Raw genomic sequence first — 19448 nt, forward strand, 5'->3', positions numbered from 1 at the left:
AGACTACTTGCACACCAAGGCAGAGAACGGAGTTTAGAGGAACAACCCAGGGCCGGGTCGAGTACCTTCGGGGAATCTGACGCCGACTTTCTGGATCTTGTTCCCATCCATGACCGCGACGGTCCAGATCGTGCCGTGCCATTCGATCTGGTCGCCTACTACTGGCGCGCCTCCGACCTTCTGTCGGATGAACTGCGCCAGCGGCATTTTCGCGTCCAGGCCGTCGAGTTTCAGACCATAAAGTGCGGCCACTGCACCCAGCTCGGCGTCGCCTTCGAGGACGAAGTCGCCAAAGAAACGCAGGTCCAGGCCACGCTGTGGCGCCTGGCTGAACAGCTTGCCCAGGGCCGGCAGGTTGTGTTCGTGGCCAATCACGCAAAGCATGTCGCCGACTTCCAGCACGGTGCTGCCGGAGGGGTGCAGCAGTTGCTCTTTGCGGAACAGTGCGGCGATACGCGTGCCCTCGGGCATCTTCAGTTCGCGCAGGGCCGCGCCGATGCACCATTTCTCGGCGCCCAGGCGGTAGACGAACAGCTCCCACTCGCTGGTGACATGCACTTCGAGCGCGGAGCGGGATATCGGTGCCGGATCCGGTGGCACGGTGACCTTCAGCAGCTTGGCCATCCACGGCAGGCTGGTGCCTTGCACCAGCAGCGACACCAGCACGATGAAGAACGCCAGGTTGAAGAACAGCTGGGCATCCGGCAGGCCGGCCATCAGCGGGAACACCGCCAGGATGATCGGTACCGCGCCGCGCAGGCCGACCCAGCTGATGAAGCCCTTTTCGCGGCCATGGAAGGCCTTGAACGGCAGCAGGGCGGCGATCACCGACAGCGGTCGGGCGAACAGGATCATCCACAGCGCCAGGCCCAGCGCCGGCAGGGCGATGGGCAGCAGGTCGTGGGGCGTGACCAGCAGGCCCAGCACCAGGAACATGCCGATCTGCGCCAGCCAGGCCATGCCGTCGAGCATGTGCAGGATGCCGTGGCGGCTGCGGATCGGCTTGTTGCCCAGCACCAGGCCGCACAGGTAGACGGCCAGGAAGCCGCTGCCGTGCAGGGCGTTGGTCAGGGAGAACACCACCAGGCCGCCAGCCACCACCAGGATCGGATACAGGCCGCCGGCCAGGTTGATGCGGTTGACCAGTTGCAGCATCAGCCAGCCGCCGCCCAGGCCCAGCAAGCCGCCGATACCGAACTCGCGCAGCAGGTGGGTGAGCAGGCTCCAGTGCAGGCCGGTCTGGCCGCTGGCGATCATGTCGATCAGGGTGACGGTGAGGAACACCGCCATGGGGTCGTTGCTGCCCGACTCGATCTCCAGCGTGGCGGTGACCCGCTCGTTCAGGCCCTTGCCGCCGAGCAGCGAGAACACTGCCGCGGCGTCGGTGGAGCCGACGATGGCGCCAATCAGCAGGCCCTGGATAAGGCTCAGGTCGAACAGCCAGGCGGCGACCATACCGGTCAGCCCGGTGGTGATCAGCACGCCCACGGTGGCCAGCGACAACGCCGGCCACAGGGCCACGCGGAAACTCGCCACCCGCGTGCGCAAGCCACCGTCAAGCAGGATCACCGCCAGTGCCAGGTTGCCCACCAGGTAGGCGGTCGGGTAGTTGTTGAAGATGATGCCGCCACCGTCGACCCCGGCCAGCATGCCGACAGCGAGGATGATGACCAGAATGGGGATGCCCAGGCGCGATGACAGCGAGCTGACCAGAATACTTGCCCCCACCAGCAAGGCGCCGATCAGGAACAGGCTGTTGATGGTGCTCGCATCCAAATGGCAGTACTCCGGTACATCGCGGGAAAAGGACCTGAAGCGTGAACTAGCAGGTCGCGTGCCAATCGATTCTAACCTGATGAATTGGCAGGCTGTAAAGCGTTTCCGCATATGAAAAAAGGCACCTCGAGAGGTGCCTTTTCTTGTGCTGGTCAGTGCTGGCCCTTCGCGGATGAATCCGCTCCTACAAGGTGCTACTCGTCTGTAGGAGGGGATTTATCCGCGATTGAGCCGGCGCAGGTTCAACCCTGCTTCACTTCACGCAGCGCCTTGCCCTTCACCGGTGCATCGCCCGCCACATAGTACTTGGCGGTGCTGCGCGGCAGCGGCTTGCGGCCACGGATCTTGTCCGAGATTTTCTCGGCGATCATGATCGTGGTGGCGTTCAGGTTGCCGGTGATGATCAGCGGCATGATCGACGCGTCGACCACACGCAGGCCCTGCATGCCGTGCACGCGGCCTTCGCCGTCTACCACTGCCATGTCGTCGGTGCCCATCTTGCACGAGCAGGACGGGTGGAAGGCGGTTTCGGCGTGCTCGCGGATGAACTTGTCGAGCTCTTCATCGGTTTGCACGTGGGCGCCCGGGCTGATCTCACGACCACGGAACGCGTCCAGCGCAGGCTGGGCCATGATTTCACGGGTCAGGCGGATGCCATCGCGGAATTCCTGCCAGTCCTGCTCGGTGGACATGTAGTTGAACAGGATGCTTGGGTGCTGGCGCGGGTCTTTCGACTTGGCCTGGATGCGACCGCGAGCAGGCGAGCGCATGGAGCCCATGTGCGCCTGGAAGCCATGCTCTTTCACACCGTTCGAGCCGTTGTAGTTAATCGCCACCGGCAGGAAGTGGTACTGGATGTTCGGCCACTTGAATTCAGGGCGGGTGCGGATGAAGCCACCGGCCTCGAATTGGTTGCTGGCGCCGATGCCGGTGCCGTTGAACAGCCATTCGGCACCGATTTTCGGCTGGTTCCACCACAGCAGCGATGGGTACAGCGACACCGGCTGGGTGCAGGCGTACTGCAGGTACAGTTCCAGGTGGTCCTGCAGGTTCTCACCGACGCCCGGCAGGTCGTGGACCACCGGGATGTCGAGGCTTTCCAGCAGGGCGCGCGGGCCGACGCCGGAACGCTGCAGCAACTGCGGCGAGGCGATGGCGCCGGAGGAAACGATGACTTCCTTGCGCGCGCGGGCTTCGACGCGCTCTTCGCTGTCACCTACCAGGTAGCTCACGCCAATGGCGCGCTTGCCGTCGAACAGCACGCGGTCGCTCAGGGCGTGGGTGACGATGGTCAGGTTCGGGCGCTTCTTGGCCTGGTCCAGGTAGCCGCGGGCGGTACTGGAGCGGCGGCCGTTCTTGGTGACCGAACGGTCCATCGGGCCGAAGCCTTCCTGCTGGTAGCCGTTGAGGTCTTCGGTGCGCGGGTAGCCAGCCTGCACGCCGGCTTCGACCATGGCGTGGAACAGCGGGTTGTTGCCGGCTTTCGGCGTGGCCACGCTGACCGGGCCTTCGCCACCGTGGTAGTCGTTCGGGCCGATGTCGCGTGTTTCGGCTTTACGGAAATACGGCAGGCAGTCCAGGTAGGTCCAGTCTTCCAGGCCTGGCAGTTCCGCCCAGCCGTCGAAGTCCATGGCGTTACCACGGATGTAGCACATGCCATTGATCAGCGAGGAGCCACCCAGGCCCTTGCCGCGGCCGCATTCCATGCGGCGGCCGTCCATGAACGGCTCCGGGTCGGTCTCGTAGGCCCAGTTGTAGCGGCGGCCTTGCAGTGGGAAGGCCAGGGCGGCCGGCATCTGGGTGCGGAAGTCGAAGCGGTAGTCGGGGCCACCGGCTTCCAGCAGCAACACGGAGACGCTGGCGTCTTCGGTCAGGCGGGTGGCCAGGGTGTTACCGGCCGAGCCGGCACCGACGATGATGTAGTCGAATTCTTGGGACATGAAAAGTACCCTCGTTGGCGGTGGTCAGGGAGCGGAAACGCCCGTGCGCGAAGGCACGGGCGTGGCTAGACAGGGCTTAGAAAACCGAGTTGTAGCCGCCCAGCTCGACCTGGACCGACTTGATGCGAGTGTATTGAGCCAGCGAGCTGACGCCGTTCTCACGGCCGACGCCCGACTGCTTGTAGCCGCCAACCGGCATCTCTGCCGGCGACTCGCCCCAGGCGTTGATCCAGCAGATACCCGCCTCGAGCTTGTGGATGATGCGGTGGGCGCGGCTGATGTCGTTGGTGCACACGCCGGCGGCCAGGCCGTACTCGGTGTCGTTGGCGCGGCGGATGACTTCTTCTTCGGTCTCGTAGGTGAGGATGCTCATCACCGGGCCGAAGATCTCTTCCTTGACGATGGTCATGTCGTCGGTGCAGTCGGTGAACACGGTCGGGGCCACGAAGGCGCCCTTGGCGAAGTCACCGGCAGTCAGACGCTCACCGCCGCACAGTACGCGGGCGCCTTCTTCTTTACCCTTGGCGATGTAGCCCAGCACGCTTTCCATGTGCTGGAAGCTGACCAGCGGGCCGAAGTTGGTGTTCTCGTCTTCCGGGTTGCCGGCACGGATGCGGGCGACGCGCTCGGCGATCTTGGCTTCGAAGGCGGCCTTCATCGCGGCAGGCACGAACACGCGGGTGCCGTTGGTGCAGACCTGGCCGGAGCTGTAGAAGTTGGCCATCATGGCGATGTCGGCGGCCTTGTCCAGGTCGGCGTCGTCGCAGATGATCAGCGGCGACTTGCCGCCCAGTTCCATGGTCACTTCCTTCAGCGAGGAGCTGGAGGCGCTGGCCATGACTTTCTTGCCGGTGGTGGTGCCGCCGGTGAAGGAGACTTTCTCGATGCGCGGGTGCTCGGTCAGCCAGGTGCCGACTTCACGGCCGCTGCCGGTCAGGACGTTGAACACACCGTTCGGCAGGCCGGCTTCGGTGAAGATCTCGGCCAGTTTCAGGGTGGTCAGCGAGGTGACTTCCGACGGCTTGAAGATCATCGCGTTGCCGGCGGCCAGGGCCGGGGCGGATTTCCACAGGGCGATCTGGATCGGGTAGTTCCAGGCGCCGATACCGGCGGTCACGCCCAGCGGTTCGCGGCGGGTGTAGACGAAGGACGATTCGCGCAGCGGGATCTGCTCACCTTCGATGGCCGGTACCAGGCCAGCGTAGTACTCCAGCACGTCGGCGCCGGTGACGATGTCGACGTAGCGGGTTTCCGAATACGACTTGCCGGTGTCCAGGGTTTCCAGCATGGCCAGCTCGTCGTTGCGCTCGCGCAGGATGTCGACGGCGCGACGCAGGATGCGCGAACGCTGCATGGCGGTCATCGCGGCCCAGACTTTCTGGCCACGCTCGGCGCTTTCGACGGCTTTTTCGACGTCGGCTTGGGTCGCGCGCTGCACATGGGCGAGGACTTCGCCGGTGGCCGGGTTGATGGCTTCGAAGGTGGCGTCGCTGCCAGCGTCGACGTAAGCGCCATCAATGTAGAGTTTTTGCGTTCCGAAACGGGCCATAGTGTCCTCGCAAGTGCAGTGTGTGGTTGGCTGCCGCGTCACGCTCCTGCCGGTTGGCTGGTCGCTGCGCGCGGCTGTTCAGAGGCCTGGTCGGTTGTGCCCAGGGACTGCTGTTTAGCCAGTTGTAGATCCATGTATTCGTAAGCAATTCGTATCGCCTGGTCGGTGTCGAATGCATCCCCCGACAGGGCGCCACGCAGCCACAGGCCGTCGATCAGGGCCGCCAGCCCGCGGGCAGCCTTGCGCGCATGGTAGAGCGGCAGGACGCGGCGGAACTGGCAGCACAGGTTGGAATACAGGCGGTGATCGTTGATCCGCTGCAACCTGTGCAAAGACGGCTGGTGCATGCTGGAGGCCCAGAAGGCCAGCCAGGTTTTCATTGCCGGGCCATTCACCTGGCTCGCATCGAAGTTGCCTTCGATGATCACCTTCAGGTGGGCACGCGGGCTGTCGTCCGTGAGTGCCTGACGACGGGCGATCACACCCTCGTTGAGCATGTTCATTATGTAGCGCATCGTCGCTGCGATCAGGCCGTTCTTGTCCTGAAAGTAGTGACTGATGATGCCGTTCGACACCCCGGCCAAACGGGCAATCAGCGCAATGCTGGCATCGCCCAGTCCGACCTGATCGACCGCCTGTAGCGTGGCTTCGATCAACTGCTGGCGGCGGATGGGTTGCATACCGACCTTGGGCATCTTGCTATCTCCTCAGGCCTGCGGGCAGACGACAAGCGGCTACCTCGGCGAAGGCCAGTCTATTTTGTTTTGATTGAACGTTCAATCAATAAAGAATAAGCTCTGCGACAATTTGTGCCATTGACAGTTTTCAGGACGGTCAAGAGGACACGAATCGACACCCCAGGAAATCGTGTAACCCCCGGAATACAAGGCGTTGACGGGCATGAGCGATGCAAAGGACAGATTCTGCCGAGCGGTCATGGACTGCGCGGTCGGCCCTTGGAGCGGGCCAGGTGGTCTGTGGCGAATGCGCGCACCTTCTGCTGAGTGCGCGGCAAGGCGACAGGCGGCCGGTCTGTTTTTTTTGCAGCGTTTCGATTCGGGATCACGGTTTCCAGGGTGCTTTTATAACACCTTGCGCAGTAGGGCTATTGCACCAATTGCGTGGGAAATAACTGTTTAGCCTCCACTGCCGCACTGCCCGGAGCATTCGTGCAATGAGTTCTGCCTCCCTGACAAAGCCTCCCGCCGAGCGGGTACGGGTCAATCGCGTGGTGTTCTTCACCTCGGCGATGATGATCCTCGTTCTGACTGCCTTGCTGATCGCTGTACCCGAAACCGCCGGCCAGGTGCTGGGCGTCGCCCAGAAATGGCTGACCCGTACCTTCGGCTGGTACTACATGCTGGTGATCTGTGGTTACCTGCTGTTCGTCGTCTACCTGGCCTTCTCCGACTTCGGCAAGCTCAAGCTGGGCGGCAAGGACGACACCCCCGACTTCAGCTACGGCGCCTGGGCCGGCATGCTGTTCTCCTCCGGTATCGGTATTTCGCTGCTGTACTTCGGCGCCTCCGAGCCGCTGGACCACTACTTCAACCCACCGCAAGGCACCCCTGCCAGCCTCGAGGCCGCGCGCCAGGGCCTGCAACTGACCTTCCTGCACTGGGGCCTGCATGGCTGGGCGATCTACGCCCTGGTCGGCCTGGCCGTGGGTTACTTCGCCTACCGTCACAACCAGCCGCTGGCACTGCGCTCGGCGCTGTACCCGCTGGTCGGTGAGCGTTGGGTCAAGGGTGGCGCGGGCCATGCCGTGGACATCTTCGGCATGTTCGTCACCCTGCTGGGCCTGGTGACCAATCTGGGCATCGGCTCGATGCAGGTGGCCTCGGGGCTGGAATACCTGTTTGGCATGGACCACAGCAAGACCAACCTGCTGGTGGTGATCCTGGTCATGGCCGGCGTTGCCACCGTGGCCGCGGTGTCCGGCGTGGAGAACGGCATCCGCCGCCTGTCCAACCTGAACATCCTGCTGTTCAGCGGCCTGCTGATCTTCGTGCTGCTGGCCGGCAACACCCTGCACCTGCTCAACGGCTTCGTGCAGAACATCGGCGACTACCTCAACGGTGTCGTGCTGAAGACCTTTGACCTCTATGTCTACGAAGGCGACAACGACAAGTCCGAGCGCTGGCTGGGCCTGTGGACCGTGTTCTACTGGGCTTGGTGGATCTCCTGGGGCCCGTTCGTCGGCATGTTCATCGCCCGTATCTCCAAGGGCCGCACCGTGCGCCAACTGGTCAGCGGCGTGCTGCTGATCCCGCTGGGCTTCACCCTGGCCTGGCTGTCGATCTTCGGCAACACCGCGCTGGACCTGGTGATCAACCAGGGCGCGGTGGAGCTGGGCAAGACCGCGCTCGAACAGCCGTCGATGTCGATCTACCAGCTGCTGGAATTCTTCCCGGCCGCCAAGATCGTCATCGGTGTGGCGGTGTTCGTCGGCTTCGTGCTGTTCCTCACCCCTGCCGACTCCGGCGCGGTGATGATGGCCAACCTGTCGTGCAAAGGCGGCAAGGTCGACGAAGACGCCCCGCACTGGATGGTGGTGTTCTGGTCGGTGGTCATCACCCTGGTCACCATCGGCTTGCTGTTCGCCGGTAACTTCGAAGCCATGCAGACCATGGTGGTACTGGCCGGCCTGCCGTTCTCGGTGGTCCTGGTGCTGTTCATGTTTGGTCTGATGAAGGCCATGAAGCAGGACGTCGCGGTGGAGAGCGAGCGTGCCGAGCTGGCTGCCCGCGGCCGCCGTGGCTTCAGCGAGCGCCTCAGCCAGTTGGACCTGCAACCCACCCAGGCCGTGGTGCAGCGCTTCATGGACAAGCAGGTCAGCCCGGCGCTGAAAGAAGCCGCCGAGCAGCTGCGCACGCTGGGCTTCGAGGTCGAGACCCGTGTTGGCCAGTCGCGCAACATGATGGGCCTGCGGGTGATGATGGAAGAGGGCAACCCCTTCGTCTACGAAGCCAGCCTGGACGGTTACATGGCCGCGCCAAGCGAAGCGCCGGTCGAGGGCGAGCCGGAAGTGCGCCAGCGCTTCTACCGTGCCGAGGTGTACCTGCACGATGGCAGCCAGGAGTACGACCTGATGGGCTTCACCCGCGAGCAGATCGTGCGTGACGTGCTGGACCAGTTCGAAAGCCACCGCCAGCTGCTGGGGCGTGTGTACAGCTGATAACGGCTGATGTCAGGCAAAGGCCCGGTTCGCGAGAACCGGGCCTTTTCGTTTCAGTCGGCCGTGGCCTCGAGCAGGTCATCCCGAGGTGGGCTTGCGCAAGGCGGTGCTCAAGACGTTCCGTCGTCAGGGTGAGGACTGGGTCGAGGACGTTACCCCAAGCGATCCACAACCTGCGCCAGCTATCGACTCCGGCAGGTTGGTGGGGCAGGGGCGCAAACTGGTAGGGCAGATCGAGTCGGTGCTCAGGTTGGCCAGGCAATACGTCAAGACTGATACCGTTCGACTGACGATTCAGTGATTGCTGTAGACCCCATGCCTGCCATGGGCGGGCATGGCCTGGTTGCCACGTTCGGCGATCATCTGCCGCAGGTTGACCAGCTCGATCCCCTGGCCCTCGAGCCGGGGGATTTCGCGTTCCAGCACTTCCAGAGTCTGTGGGTAGGGGTGGCCGATCAGCACCGCCGAGCCTTGCTTGCGCGCCAGCTCGATGCCTTGGCGCAACTGGCCGGTGATGGCTTCGGTGGTACGTTCGTCATCCAGGAAGACATCCCGCGACACATGAGCCAGGCCGACGGCCTGTGCTTCGGCCGCCGCCACAGTGGCGGCGCTGGTGCGACTGTCGACGAAGAACAGGTGGCGGCGCTGCAATTCACCCATCAACCAGGTCATGGGCTCGCGTTGGGCAGTCATGCGGCTGCCCATGTGGTTGTTGATACCGGCAGCGTAGGGCACCTTGGCCAGGGCGGCATCCAGGCGCCTGGCCAGCTCGTCGAGGGCAATGCCGGGGTGCCAGGCGTAGGGCCCGGTGGCCGGGTCCATGGGCATGTGCAGGATCACCGTGCGCCCGGCCTTGTGCGCCTGGCGGGCGAAGCGGGTGGCATGCGGGGTGTCGGGCATGATCGCCATCGTGACAGGGCCGGGCAGGGCGAGGGTGCGGTTGTCGCGCTCGTCGCTCTGGCCCAGGTCGTCGATGATGATGCTCATGTAGGCCTTGCCCGGCGCCGACTGGGCGGCACCGAGCATGAGGCAGAACAGCGTGCACAGCAGATAACGCATGGGAAGCGGTCAGTTGCCCTTGGTGATGTTCAGGCCCTTGAGCAGGCTGAGGGCCTGGCTGAGCTGGAAGTCGTTGTCCTGCGGGCGATCCTTGCGCTTGCTGCTGCCGGTCGGGCGATCGGCGCCACCGTTACCGTTGCCCAGGTGACCCTGCAGGTCGGCTTCCTTGAAATTGTCGTTGTCGGCCTCTGTGGTGAGCTTGGCCGGGCGCACTTCGATGTCGGGCACGATGCCCTGGGCCTGGATCGAGCGGCCATTGGGGGTGAAGTACAGCGCGGTGGTGAGTTTGAGCGCACGGTCGTTGGCCAGCGGCAGCACGGTCTGCACCGAACCTTTGCCGAAGCTGTCGGTGCCCATCAGCACGGCGCGTTTCTGATCTTGCAGGGCACCAGCAACGATCTCCGAGGCCGAGGCGCTGCCGCCGTTGATCAGCACTACCAATGGCACGCCTTCGCTGGCGTCGGCCGGGTCGGCGGAGAAGCGCAGCTCGGAGTTGGCGATGCGCCCTTTGGTGTAGACGATCAGGCCCTTGGTGAGGAAGTGGTCGGCCACCTCCACCGCGGCCTGCAGCACGCCGCCGGGGTTGTTGCGCAGGTCGAGCACCACGCCGCGTAGCTTCTTGCCGTTATCCTTGCGCAGCTTGGCCAGGGCCTTGCCCACCTCGTCGCCCGTCTTGACCTGGAACTGGGTGATGCGGATGTAGCCGTAGTCGTTCTCCAGCAGCTGGCTCTTCACGCTCTTGACCTGGATCACCGCGCGGGCCAGGGTCACGTCGAAGGGCGTGCCGCCGTCGCGCACCAGCGTGAGGGTGATCTTCTCGCCGACCTTGCCGCGCATCTTGTCGACCGCTTCGGTCATGGTCTGACCGCGGGTCGGGGCGCCGTTGATCTTGACGATCAGGTCGCCAGCCTGCACGCCGGCGCGGGAGGCCGGGGTGTCGTCGATGGGCGAGACCACCTTGATGAAGCCGTCTTCCTGGCCGACTTCGATACCCAGCCCGCCGAACTCGCCGCTGGTGCTTTCCTGCAGTTCCTGGAAGTCCTCGGGGCCGAGGTAGGCAGAATGTGGGTCGAGGTTGCTGAGCATGCCCTTGATGGCGTTCTCCAGCAGCGTCTTGTCATCCACGGGTTCGACATAGGCGGCCTTGATGCGGTCCATGACCTCGGCGAAGGTACGCAGCTCCTCCAGGGGCAGGGGTGCCTTGGCGGTCACCTCGGTGGCCGGCACCGTGGCCGGCTTGGCCGCGGGCTTGACCGGCTCGGCGGCGGTGGCCAGGGGCGCGCCGACGACCAGGGCGATGGTCAGGGCCAGTTGAGAGAGGCGAGGCGAGTGCAGCATGTCGAACGAACTCCTGATCCTGTTGGCGCTCCCGTGGGAGCATCGGCGCAGCGCACGTGGCTGCGCCGTAAAAGTAGTTGGCATCTAGCCTCGGCACCATTGCGCGGGATCGCTGGGCCGGCCCTGCTGGCGAATCGCGAAATACAGCCCGGCGCTGTCTTGGCCGCCGCTGTCGCCGACGGTGGAGATCGCCTCGCCGGCCTTGACGATGTCACCGGCGCTCTTGAGCAGGCTCTGATTGTGGCCGTACAGGCTCAGGTAACCATTGCCATGGTCGAGGATGACCAGAAGTCCGGCGCCACGCAACCAGTCGGCGAACACCACGCGCCCGCCATGCACGGCGCGCACCTGGGTGCCCGCGCTGGCGCCGATCATCACGCCGTCCCACTTGGCCCGGGCGTCGCCACCACGGGTATCGCCGAAGCGTGCCAACAGTCGACCATTGACCGGCCACGGAAGTTTTCCCCGGGCCGCGGAAAATGCCCCGCCATAGCTGGCACCGTCACTGGAAACCACCGGCCCCAGCGTGGTGCGGGCCTTTTTCGGGGCCTCCTCGGGGGGGTTGTCGCGGGCGGCGGCCAGCGCTTGCTCCTTGCGCCGCTTTTCTTCTTCCTGCTTGGCCAGCAGGGCACGCTGGCGAGCTTCTTCAGCCTCGCGGGCCTGGCGGGCGAGGGTTTCCTCGATAGTTTTGAGCACCTTGCCCAGGTCTGCCTGGTCCTGCTCGCGGGCCTGGAGCTTCTGGTCGCGTTCCTTCATGTCGCTGTTGAGCTTGGCCAGCACCTGCTGGCGCTTGCCGCGCTCGCTTTCGAGGGCCTGGCGGCGGCTGTCGAGGTCGGCGCGCTGCGCCAGCAACTGCTCCTGCTGGCGGCCGATGTCCTGTTCGACGTTGGCCAGTTGGCGCAGGGTTTCGTTGAAGGTGCGCAACTGCTCGGTGCGCGCCTTGCTCAGGTAGTCGTAATAAGACAGTGTGCGGGCGAACTTTTCCGGGTTCTGCTGGTTGAGCAGCAGCTTGAGGTATTCCTCGCGGCCGTTGTTCTGGTAGGCGGAACGGGCCTGGATGGCAATCAGTCGCTGTTGTTCACTGCGCGCGCTCTGGAGTTTTTTTTTCTCGTGATCAAGGCGCTCCAGCTCGCCCTCGGTCTTTTTTAGTTCTTGTTGCAGTGCCTCCACCTGCTTTTCAAGGTTGCCGATGTCGGTTTCGGTGGCCTTGAGGTCTTTCTGCACGCCGGATTTCTCCTCCTGGAGCTTGCCCAACATTTTTTTCAGCTCGGCGATGTCCTGGCGGGTGGCGTCCAGCTGTTGCTGGGTCTGCGCGCGCTCGTCGGCAGCGAAGGCCGGGGCGAGCAGGCATGACAGGGCTAGTAAGAAGAGGGCGCGGAGCATGAGGTTTGGCGTACCAGGGATGGAGACTGGCCTAGTATGCCCGCGTGGGCCTGCAAAAAAAACGCCCCGCGGCGTGTGCGGCGGGGCGTTGGTCTGGAACTCGTATGTTTTACCGGTCCCGTTCGCCGGCAAGCCGGCGCCTACGAGTCATTTGTAGGGGCAGGCTTGCCGGCGAACGGGCTCCGATCAGGCATCGACCAGAATAGAGGTACCGGTCATTTCCGCAGGCTTTTCCAGCCCCAGCAGCTTGAGCATGGTCGGTGCGACATCGGCCAGCACGCCGCCTTCGCGGACTGTGACACTGCGCTTACCGACATAGATGAACGGCACAGGCTCGGTGGTGTGGGCGGTGTGCGCCTGGCCGGTGCACTCGTCTTCCATCTGCTCGACGTTGCCGTGGTCGGCGGTGATCAGCGCTTCGCCACCCACCTTGTCCAGGGCCTCGACGATTCGACCGACGCAGCCGTCCAGCGCTTCTACCGCCTTGACCGCCGCCTCGAACACGCCGGTGTGGCCAACCATGTCGCCGTTGGCGTAGTTGACCACGATCACGTCGTAGCGCTGCTGCTCGATGGCCTCGACGATGCGGTCGGTGACCTCGGGGGCGCTCATTTCTGGCTGCAGGTCGTAGGTGGCGACCTTCGGCGACGGGATCAGGATGCGTTCTTCGCCCTCGAACGGCTCTTCTCGGCCTCCGGAGAAGAAGAAGGTGACGTGGGCGTACTTCTCGGTCTCGGCGATGCGCAGTTGCGTCTTGCCGTGCTTGGCCAGGTACTCGCCGAGCACGTTGTTCAGGCTGGCCGGGGCGAACGCCGCCGGGGCCGGGATCTTCGCCGAGTACTGGGTGAGGCCGATGTAGGCGGCCAGTTTCGGTAGGCGCGCGCGGGGGAACTCGTTGAAGTCCGCCTCGACGAACACGCGCGACAGCTCGCGGGCGCGGTCGGCGCGGAAGTTCATGAAGATCACGGCGTCGCCGTCTTCGACCTTGACCGCTTCGCCAATGCGCGTGGCCTTGACGAACTCGTCGCTTTCATCGCGCGCATAGGCGGCTTCAAGCCCTGCCACGGCGCTGTCGGCGGTGTATTCAGCGGCGCTGTCGACGATCAGGTTGTAGGCGGCGCTGACGCGGTCCCAGCGGTTGTCGCGGTCCATGGCGTAGTAGCGGCCGATCAGGCTGGCGATGCGGCCCTTGCCCAACTTGGCGAAGGTGGCGTCGAGCAGTTCGATCGACGACTGGGCGCTGCGTGGCGGCGTGTCGCGGCCGTCGAGGAAGGCGTGCAGGTAGATCTTCTCGGCGCCACGCTGGGCGGCCAGCTCGGCCATGGCGACCAGGTGGTCCTGGTGGCTGTGCACGCCGCCGTCGGAGAGCAGGCCGAGGATGTGCACGGCCTTGCCAGCGGTGACCGCCTTGTCCACCGCGCCAGTGAGCACGGGGTTTTCGAAGAATTCGCCGTCACGGATGGCCTTGGTCACCCGGGTGAAGTCCTGATACACCACGCGGCCGGCGCCGAGGTTCATGTGACCGACTTCGGAGTTGCCCATCTGCCCGTCGGGCAGGCCCACGTCCATGCCGGAACCGGAGATCAAACCGTGCGGCTGGGTGGCGCGCAGGCGGTCGTAGACCGGTGTGTTGGCGGCGAAGATGGCGTTGTATTCGGGGCTTTCGCTGTGACCGAAGCCATCCAGGATGATCAGGACCAGGGGTTTAGGCGTACTCGTCATCAATCAAACTCACGGTTGTTCAAAGATGATAAAGACACGCATTTTAGGGCAAATCCGCCAGTGGCGGCGAATATTCCTCCCCTTGCCCGACCAGCGCGGTCGGATATGGAGCGTGAAGGTGGTTTTCCGGCCGGCCCGGTGGGCTTTGGTGGTCATGGGGGGCTGTGTATACTGGCCGCCATTTTCAATCGCCTGGAACACCCCTGATGGTTGCTCACCTGATTCAATTCGCGACAGATCACTTCATCCTGGTGGCGATCTTCGTCGTCCTGCTGATCCTGCTGTTGATCAACGAAGTCCGCCGCGGCGGCCAGAGCCTGAGCAACGGCCAGCTGACCGCCCTGGTCAATGCTGAAAAGGCCGTGGTGATCGATATCCGCCCATCGAAGGAGTACTCGGCCGGGCATATCGTCGGTGCGCTGAACATTCCGCAGGACAAAGTCGCCGGCCGCATGACCGAGCTGGAAAAACACAAAGACAAGACCCTGATCGTCGTCGACGCGATGGGCCAGCAGTCCGGCACCCTTTGCCGCGAGCTGCTCAAGGCTGGTTTCACCGCCGCCAAGCTCAGCGGTGGCGTTTCCAGCTGGAAAGCCGATAACCTGCCCCTGGTGAAGTGATATGAAGCCCGTCATCGTTTATTCCAGCGACTACTGCCCCTACTGCATGCGCGCCAAGTACCTGCTCGAGAGCAAGGGCGTGGCGTTCGAGGAGATCAAGGTCGACGGCAAACCCCAGGTTCGCGCCGAGATGAGCCAGAAGGCCGGCCGCACCTCGGTGCCACAGATCTGGATCGGCAGCACGCACGTCGGTGGATGCGATGACCTCTATGCCCTGGAGCGCGCGGGCAAGCTCGACGCGCTGCTGGCGGCCTGATTCGCACTGCATTCAAGAACATTAGGAAAAGGATCTGCCATGACCGAGCAACAGACCAATGGCGCCACTGACGCCAACGCCCCACAATTCTCCCTGCAACGCATCTACGTGCGCGATCTGTCGTTCGAGGCCCCGAAAAGCCCGCAGATCTTCCGCCAGCAGTGGGAACCCAGCGTCTCGCTGGACCTGAACACCCGCCAGAAAGCCCTGGAAGGCGACTTCCACGAAGTGGTGCTGACGCTTTCGGTGACCGTCAAGAACGGTGACGAAGTGGCCTTCATTGCCGAAGTGCAGCAGGCAGGCATCTTCCTGATCGCCAACCTCGACGCTGCTTCCATGAGTCACACCCTCGGTGCGTTCTGCCCGAACATCCTGTTCCCGTACGCCCGTGAAACCCTCGACAGCCTGGTGACCCGCGGTTCGTTCCCGGCCCTGATGCTGTCGCCGGTCAACTTCGACGCCCTGTACGCGCAAGAGATGCAGCGCATGCAGGAAGCGGGTGAAGTGCCGACTGTGCAGTAAGGCCGCAAGCCATGAAAAAGCGCCTCAAGGGGCGCTTTTTTCTTGCCTGTCGGGACTGTTCGCCGGCAAGCCGGCGATCCCGCTCAACTCCCGGCAAAGCCCTGCTGGCGCCACGCCTCGTAGACCGTCACCGCCACGGTATTGGACAGGTTCAGGCTGCGGCAGCCCGGCCGCATCGGCAGGCGCAGGCGCTGCTCCGCCGGCAGGCTGTCCAGCACCTCGGCTGGCAGGCCGCGGCTCTCGGGGCCGAACAGGAAGGCATCACCGGGTTGGTAGGCGACCTCGTGGAACGGGTGCGAGCCCTTGGTGGTAAAGGCAAACAGCCGCGGATTGCCCAGGCTTTCCAGGCATCCGGCCAGGCTCTCGTGGCGCTTCAGCGTGGCATACTCATGGTAATCCAGCCCCGCCCGGCGCAGGCGCTTGTCGTCCAGTTCGAAGCTGATGGGCTCGATCAGGTGCAGGGCGCAGCCGCTGTTGGCGCAGAGGCGGATGATGTTGCCGGTGTTCGGCGGAATTTCTGGTTGAAAAAGGATGACGTGAAACATGCACGGCTCCAGGCGTGAAGATGACGAGCATTCTACCCTCGAACCGGATCTGCGTTCGAAGGCGTTCCCACGGGTGATCCTGTCCCTGGCCATCGTCGGGCTGATGGTTGGGCTGATGATCGGCCGCCTGACCACGCCCGAGGAACGGGTGCTGGAGCAGGTGACGGTGGTGCAGGATGGCCTCGACCTGTGGTTCAACGAGGAGCCCAAGCTGCACGGCGAGAATGTCGAAGGCACCGTGGCGGTGGTGTTCGAGGCCCAGGGCAAGGCCCAGCGTGGCCAGTTGACGATGCAGGGCAAGCCGGTGGGCTGGCGCCTGCAGAAAAGCGAAGAAGGGCTGGTGCTGAGCGTGGTGGCCGCCCGTCCCCTGCACGGTGAGTGGACCGGTGCAGAGGACGATGGGCGTTGGCGGGTGCAGGTGAGGCTGCACGAATAAAAGAGGGGATGTCCCGGCCTGCCTGTACCAGGGTCCCCGAAACTTGCGGGATGGCGAAGTAAAGAGGGGGTATCCCGGCCTGCCTGTACCGAGGCCCCCGAAACTGGAGATACGGTATCCATTGCAGGGGGCGTGCCAGGTTTTCGTTGCCCGGAAATGCTGGCGTTGAGGGCTGTCTAGCCAGGTTTTGATGGGGTTTGTGCCTGCACACGGTGCAAGCGGCACAGGATCGGTGCATGGGCCTGGAAACGACTGGGGCCGCCTTGCGGCCCTTCGCCGACAAGGCTGGCTCCTACACGCGCGATCCCTGTAGGAGCCGGCTTGCCGGCGAAGGGCTGCGCAGCAGCCCCGGGATGGATGCTTCGGCTCGGCTTAGTGATCCTCGCCCTCGTCATCATCCCCGCCATCGACCTTCATCCCCAACTCCTTGATCTTGCGCGTCAGGGTGTTACGCCCCCAGCCCAGCAGCACCGCCGCGTCACGGCGGCGCCCAGCGGTATGCTTGAGCGCGGTCTCGATCATGATCCGCTCAAAGTTGGGCACGGCGCTGTCCAGCAGGCTCGACTGGCCGCGGGCCAGAGCCTGGTCGGCCCACTGACGCAAGGCCTGCTCCCAGTTGGTCACCGGCGCGGCGTCCTGAGGCAGGTTGAGCAGTTCCGGCGGCAGGTCGCCGACCAGGACTTCGCGGCTGGACGCCATCACGGTGATCCAGCGGCAGGTGTTCTCCAGCTGGCGCACGTTGCCCGGCCATGGCAGGTTGCGGATGAATTCCTCGGTTTCCGGCTTGAGCAGCTTAGGCTCGACCGCCAGCTCCTGGGCGGCGCGGCCGAGGAAGTGGCGGGCCAGGGCCGGGATGTCTTCGCGCCGGTCAGCCAGGCGCGGGATATGGATGCGGATCACGTTGAGGCGGTGGAACAGGTCTTCCCGGAATTTGCCGGCCTGCACCAGCGACTCAAGGTTCTGGTGGGTGGCGGCGATGATGCGCACGTCCACCTTCACCGGCACATGGCCGCCGACCCGGTAGAACTCGCCATCGGCCAGCACCCGCAGCAGGCGGGTCTGGGTGTCGGCGGGCATGTCGCCGATTTCGTCGAGGAACAACGTGCCGCCGTCGGCCTGCTCGAAACGGCCACGGCGCAGGTTGGCGGCGCCAGTGAAGGCGCCTTTCTCGTGGCCGAACAACTCGGACTCCATCAGGTCCTTGGGGATGGCCGCCATGTTCAGGGCGATGAACGGCGCTGCCGCGCGCGGGCTGTGGCGGTGCAGGGCGTGGGCCACCAGTTCTTTGCCGGTGCCGGACTCGCCATTGATCAGCACGGTGATGTTGGAGTGGCTGAGGCGGCCGATGGCGCGGAACACCTCCTGCATTGCCGGTGCCTCGCCGATGATCTCGGGGGTGCGGGCCAGCGCTTGCGGCACGTCCAGCGCCTGCTGTTCCTGGGCATGCTGGTTGGCGCGCTTGACCAGCGACACCGCCTCGTCGACGTCGAACGGCTTGGGCAGGTACTCGAAGGCGCCGCCCTGGTACGACGCCACGGCGCTGTCCAGGTCGGAGTGGGCGGTCATGATGATCACCGGCAGGCGCGGATGCTGCTCGCGGATCTGCGCCAGCAGGTCGAGGCCGCTGGCCCCCGGCATGCGGATGTCGGAAATGATCACATCCGGTTGCTGACGGGCCAGGCGGCCCATGACACCGTCGGCGCTGTCGAAGCTCTGGGTGGTCATCCCCTCCTGCTGCAGGGCCTTCTCCAGGACCCAGCGGATGGAGCGATCATCATCGACGATCCAGACGGTTTCACTTCGGCTCATGGGGCGGTGGCTCCTTGTTCCAGGGGCAGGTAGATCGAGAACGCGGTATGGCCGGGGTGGCTTTCACACTCGATCAGGCCCTGGTGCTGGCTGATGATGTTCTGGGTTATGGCCAGGCCCAGCCCGGTACCGTCCGGGCGGCCGCTGACCATGGGGTAGAAGAGGGTGTCCTGCAGCTCCGGGGGGATGCCCGGGCCGTTGTCGACGATCTCGACCCGGGCCACGAGGCGGTGGCGCACATGGCCGATGGTGAACTGGCGCACCGCGCGGCTGCGCAGGGCGATGCGCCCCAGGCGCAGCTCGTTCTGGCCGCCGATGGCCTGCATGGCGTTGCGCACGATGTTGAGCACGGCCTGGATCATTTGCTCGCGGTCGATCAACACGTCCGGCAGGCTCGGGTCGTAGTCGCGCACCAATGTGATGCAGCCCTGGCTTTCGGCCTCGACCAGGCTGCACACGCGCTCGAGCACTTCGTGGATGTTGGTCATGGCCAGCGACGGCAGTTTGTTGGAGCCGAGCATGCGGTCGACCAGGTTACGCAGACGGTCGGCTTCTTCGATGATCACGTTGGTGTAGTCGCGCAGGCCGTCCTCGGGAAGCTCCCGGGCCAGCAACTGCGCCGCGCCACGTATTCCGCCCAGCGGGTTCTTGATCTCGTGGGCCAGGCCGCGCACCAGCATCTTGGTGGTTTCCTGCTTGCTCAGCTGGGCTTCTTCCTTGGTGATGCGCAGCAGACGATCACGTGGGTGCACTTCGAGCAGCAGCAGGGTCTGGCCCTGGTGCAGGATCGGGGTGACGGCGTAGTCGACAGTGATGGTCTGGCCGGTCAGCGAAGTGAGCTGGGCTTCGCGCTTGGTGAACGGATGCGCCTGCTCGACCGCCTGGCGTAGCGAGTTGAGCGCCTCGGTCGACTCGGTGAACAGCTCGCTGATGAACTGCCCGTGGCTGCGCTGGCCGCTGACGGCCAGAAGCATTTCCGCGGCCGGGTTCATGTACTCAAGGCGCAGCTCGGCGTTGAGCAGGAGCGTGGCCGTGGTCAGATTGTCCAGGAGCAGACGGTGCTGTGCATCGCTGATGGTCATAAGGCGTCGTTGACCTCTTTTGGCACATTGGCGCCCCGAGGCAGGCCAGGGGCGCGCACGGATAACGTGCTGGATGCTGTGAAAATGCAAGAACCAAACCAAGGCTCCGAAAAGAAGCGGAATATCCGGATTAAGCCCTGGCTATGCGCAAATACAGGCCAGAAAACCCTGGTTTATCGATTCTTGTGACCCATATTGGGGTGCATGATGGGGCGTTCAATCTGGTTGTGCAC

17 protein-coding genes are annotated in these 19448 nt (G+C 64.3%); 6 read left to right on the forward strand and 11 right to left on the reverse strand.

What is annotated here, in order from left to right; all coding sequences use genetic code 11:
* Positions 1–33 precede the first annotated feature (33 nt).
* From IM733_RS21125 to betI, 4 genes are all read right to left on the reverse strand, one after another.
* Positions 34–1776 (reverse strand): potassium/proton antiporter, encoded by a 1743-nt coding sequence (locus IM733_RS21125; protein WP_248918348.1) that lies wholly within the window; start codon positions 1774–1776, stop codon positions 34–36.
* A gap of 242 nt (positions 1777–2018) precedes the next feature.
* Positions 2019–3716 (reverse strand): choline dehydrogenase, encoded by a 1698-nt coding sequence (betA, locus tag IM733_RS21130; RefSeq protein ID WP_248918349.1) that lies wholly within the window; start codon positions 3714–3716, stop codon positions 2019–2021.
* A gap of 76 nt (positions 3717–3792) precedes the next feature.
* Positions 3793–5265, reverse strand: coding sequence for a betaine-aldehyde dehydrogenase (gene betB, locus IM733_RS21135; RefSeq protein ID WP_213659259.1), 1473 nt, complete (start codon positions 5263–5265; stop codon positions 3793–3795).
* 38 nt (positions 5266–5303) lie between these two features.
* Entirely contained in the window at positions 5304–5960 is a 657-nt protein-coding gene (gene betI, locus IM733_RS21140) for a transcriptional regulator BetI (protein ID WP_110735256.1), read from the reverse strand.
* Between the two features lie 536 nt (positions 5961–6496).
* Here betI and IM733_RS21145 point away from each other — a divergent pair.
* Both IM733_RS21145 and IM733_RS21150 read left to right on the forward strand, forming a co-directional pair.
* Positions 6497–8443, forward strand: a complete 1947-nt coding sequence (locus tag IM733_RS21145; RefSeq protein WP_248921217.1) for a BCCT family transporter — start codon at positions 6497–6499, stop codon at positions 8441–8443.
* Between the two features lie 88 nt (positions 8444–8531).
* Complete coding sequence (locus tag IM733_RS21150; RefSeq protein ID WP_248918350.1) at positions 8532–8744, forward strand: hypothetical protein; 213 nt, start codon at positions 8532–8534, stop codon at positions 8742–8744.
* On the opposite strand, the gene IM733_RS21155 is transcribed toward IM733_RS21150, so the two are convergent.
* From IM733_RS21155 to gpmI, 4 genes are all read right to left on the reverse strand, one after another.
* Positions 8738–9502 (reverse strand): divergent polysaccharide deacetylase family protein, encoded by a 765-nt coding sequence (locus IM733_RS21155; RefSeq protein ID WP_248918351.1) that lies wholly within the window; start codon positions 9500–9502, stop codon positions 8738–8740. The two genes, IM733_RS21150 and IM733_RS21155, sit on opposite strands and share 7 nt — an antisense overlap.
* A gap of 9 nt (positions 9503–9511) precedes the next feature.
* Entirely contained in the window at positions 9512–10840 is a 1329-nt protein-coding gene (locus IM733_RS21160) for a S41 family peptidase (protein WP_240063923.1), read from the reverse strand.
* A gap of 84 nt (positions 10841–10924) precedes the next feature.
* On the reverse strand, positions 10925–12223 hold the full coding sequence (locus tag IM733_RS21165; RefSeq protein ID WP_248918352.1) for a murein hydrolase activator EnvC family protein: 1299 nt from the start codon (positions 12221–12223) through the stop codon (positions 10925–10927).
* Positions 12224–12409: 186 nt separating this feature from the next.
* Positions 12410–13945, reverse strand: coding sequence for a 2,3-bisphosphoglycerate-independent phosphoglycerate mutase (gene gpmI / locus IM733_RS21170; protein ID WP_248918353.1), 1536 nt, complete (start codon positions 13943–13945; stop codon positions 12410–12412).
* Between the two features lie 206 nt (positions 13946–14151).
* Between gpmI and IM733_RS21175 the strand changes: the two genes are divergently transcribed.
* From IM733_RS21175 to secB, 3 genes are read left to right on the forward strand one after another with little or no spacing between them, the layout of a single operon-like run.
* Positions 14152–14565, forward strand: a complete 414-nt coding sequence (locus IM733_RS21175; RefSeq protein ID WP_248918354.1) for a rhodanese-like domain-containing protein — start codon at positions 14152–14154, stop codon at positions 14563–14565.
* 1 nt (position 14566) lies between these two features.
* On the forward strand, positions 14567–14821 hold the full coding sequence (gene grxC, locus IM733_RS21180; RefSeq protein ID WP_003249204.1) for a glutaredoxin 3: 255 nt from the start codon (positions 14567–14569) through the stop codon (positions 14819–14821).
* A gap of 39 nt (positions 14822–14860) precedes the next feature.
* Positions 14861–15343, forward strand: a complete 483-nt coding sequence (gene secB, locus IM733_RS21185; RefSeq protein WP_011531802.1) for a protein-export chaperone SecB — start codon at positions 14861–14863, stop codon at positions 15341–15343.
* Positions 15344–15426: 83 nt separating this feature from the next.
* Here the strand turns inward: secB and trmL are convergent, their stop codons facing one another.
* A complete protein-coding gene (gene trmL / locus IM733_RS21190) occupies positions 15427–15888 on the reverse strand; it encodes a tRNA (uridine(34)/cytosine(34)/5-carboxymethylaminomethyluridine(34)-2'-O)-methyltransferase TrmL (protein WP_011531803.1) in 462 nt (153 codons plus the stop codon).
* Between trmL and IM733_RS21195 the strand changes: the two genes are divergently transcribed.
* Complete coding sequence (locus tag IM733_RS21195) at positions 15887–16324, forward strand: hypothetical protein (RefSeq protein ID WP_248918355.1); 438 nt, start codon at positions 15887–15889, stop codon at positions 16322–16324. The two genes, trmL and IM733_RS21195, sit on opposite strands and share 2 nt — an antisense overlap.
* A 372-nt stretch (positions 16325–16696) precedes the next feature.
* Here IM733_RS21195 and ntrC read toward each other — a convergent pair whose 3' ends face one another.
* Positions 16697–18133 carry a nitrogen regulation protein NR(I) gene (gene ntrC / locus IM733_RS21200; RefSeq protein ID WP_248918356.1) on the reverse strand — a complete coding sequence of 479 codons (1437 nt, stop codon included), beginning with the start codon at positions 18131–18133 and terminating at the stop codon, positions 16697–16699.
* On the reverse strand, positions 18130–19215 hold the full coding sequence (gene glnL, locus IM733_RS21205; RefSeq protein WP_248918357.1) for a nitrogen regulation protein NR(II): 1086 nt from the start codon (positions 19213–19215) through the stop codon (positions 18130–18132). The genes ntrC and glnL overlap by 4 nt, the downstream gene beginning before the upstream one ends.
* Positions 19216–19448 lie beyond the last annotated feature (233 nt).

The sequence above is a fragment of the Pseudomonas entomophila genome (assembly GCF_023277925.1).
In the GTDB taxonomy this organism is placed as follows: Bacteria; Pseudomonadota; Gammaproteobacteria; order Pseudomonadales; family Pseudomonadaceae; genus Aquipseudomonas; species Aquipseudomonas entomophila_D.

Bases quoted from the DNA above. Each gene is read 5' to 3' on its own strand.
- IM733_RS21175 (WP_248918354.1), top strand. From the start codon at position 14,152: ATGGTTGCTCACCTGATTCAATTCGCGACAGATCACTTCATCCTGGTG.
- grxC (WP_003249204.1), top strand. From the start codon at position 14,567: ATGAAGCCCGTCATCGTTTATTCCAGCGACTACTGCCCCTACTGCATG.
- IM733_RS21165 (WP_248918352.1), bottom strand. From the start codon at position 12,223: ATGCTCCGCGCCCTCTTCTTACTAGCCCTGTCATGCCTGCTCGCCCCG.
- IM733_RS21195 (WP_248918355.1), top strand. From the start codon at position 15,887: ATGCACGGCTCCAGGCGTGAAGATGACGAGCATTCTACCCTCGAACCG.
- secB (WP_011531802.1), top strand. From the start codon at position 14,861: ATGACCGAGCAACAGACCAATGGCGCCACTGACGCCAACGCCCCACAA.
- betB (WP_213659259.1), bottom strand. From the start codon at position 5,265: ATGGCCCGTTTCGGAACGCAAAAACTCTACATTGATGGCGCTTACGTC.
- betI (WP_110735256.1), bottom strand. From the start codon at position 5,960: ATGCCCAAGGTCGGTATGCAACCCATCCGCCGCCAGCAGTTGATCGAA.
- IM733_RS21155 (WP_248918351.1), bottom strand. From the start codon at position 9,502: ATGCGTTATCTGCTGTGCACGCTGTTCTGCCTCATGCTCGGTGCCGCC.
- glnL (WP_248918357.1), bottom strand. From the start codon at position 19,215: ATGACCATCAGCGATGCACAGCACCGTCTGCTCCTGGACAATCTGACC.
- gpmI (WP_248918353.1), bottom strand. From the start codon at position 13,945: ATGACGAGTACGCCTAAACCCCTGGTCCTGATCATCCTGGATGGCTTC.
- trmL (WP_011531803.1), bottom strand. From the start codon at position 15,888: ATGTTTCACGTCATCCTTTTTCAACCAGAAATTCCGCCGAACACCGGC.
- betA (WP_248918349.1), bottom strand. From the start codon at position 3,716: ATGTCCCAAGAATTCGACTACATCATCGTCGGTGCCGGCTCGGCCGGT.
- IM733_RS21160 (WP_240063923.1), bottom strand. From the start codon at position 10,840: ATGCTGCACTCGCCTCGCCTCTCTCAACTGGCCCTGACCATCGCCCTG.
- ntrC (WP_248918356.1), bottom strand. From the start codon at position 18,133: ATGAGCCGAAGTGAAACCGTCTGGATCGTCGATGATGATCGCTCCATC.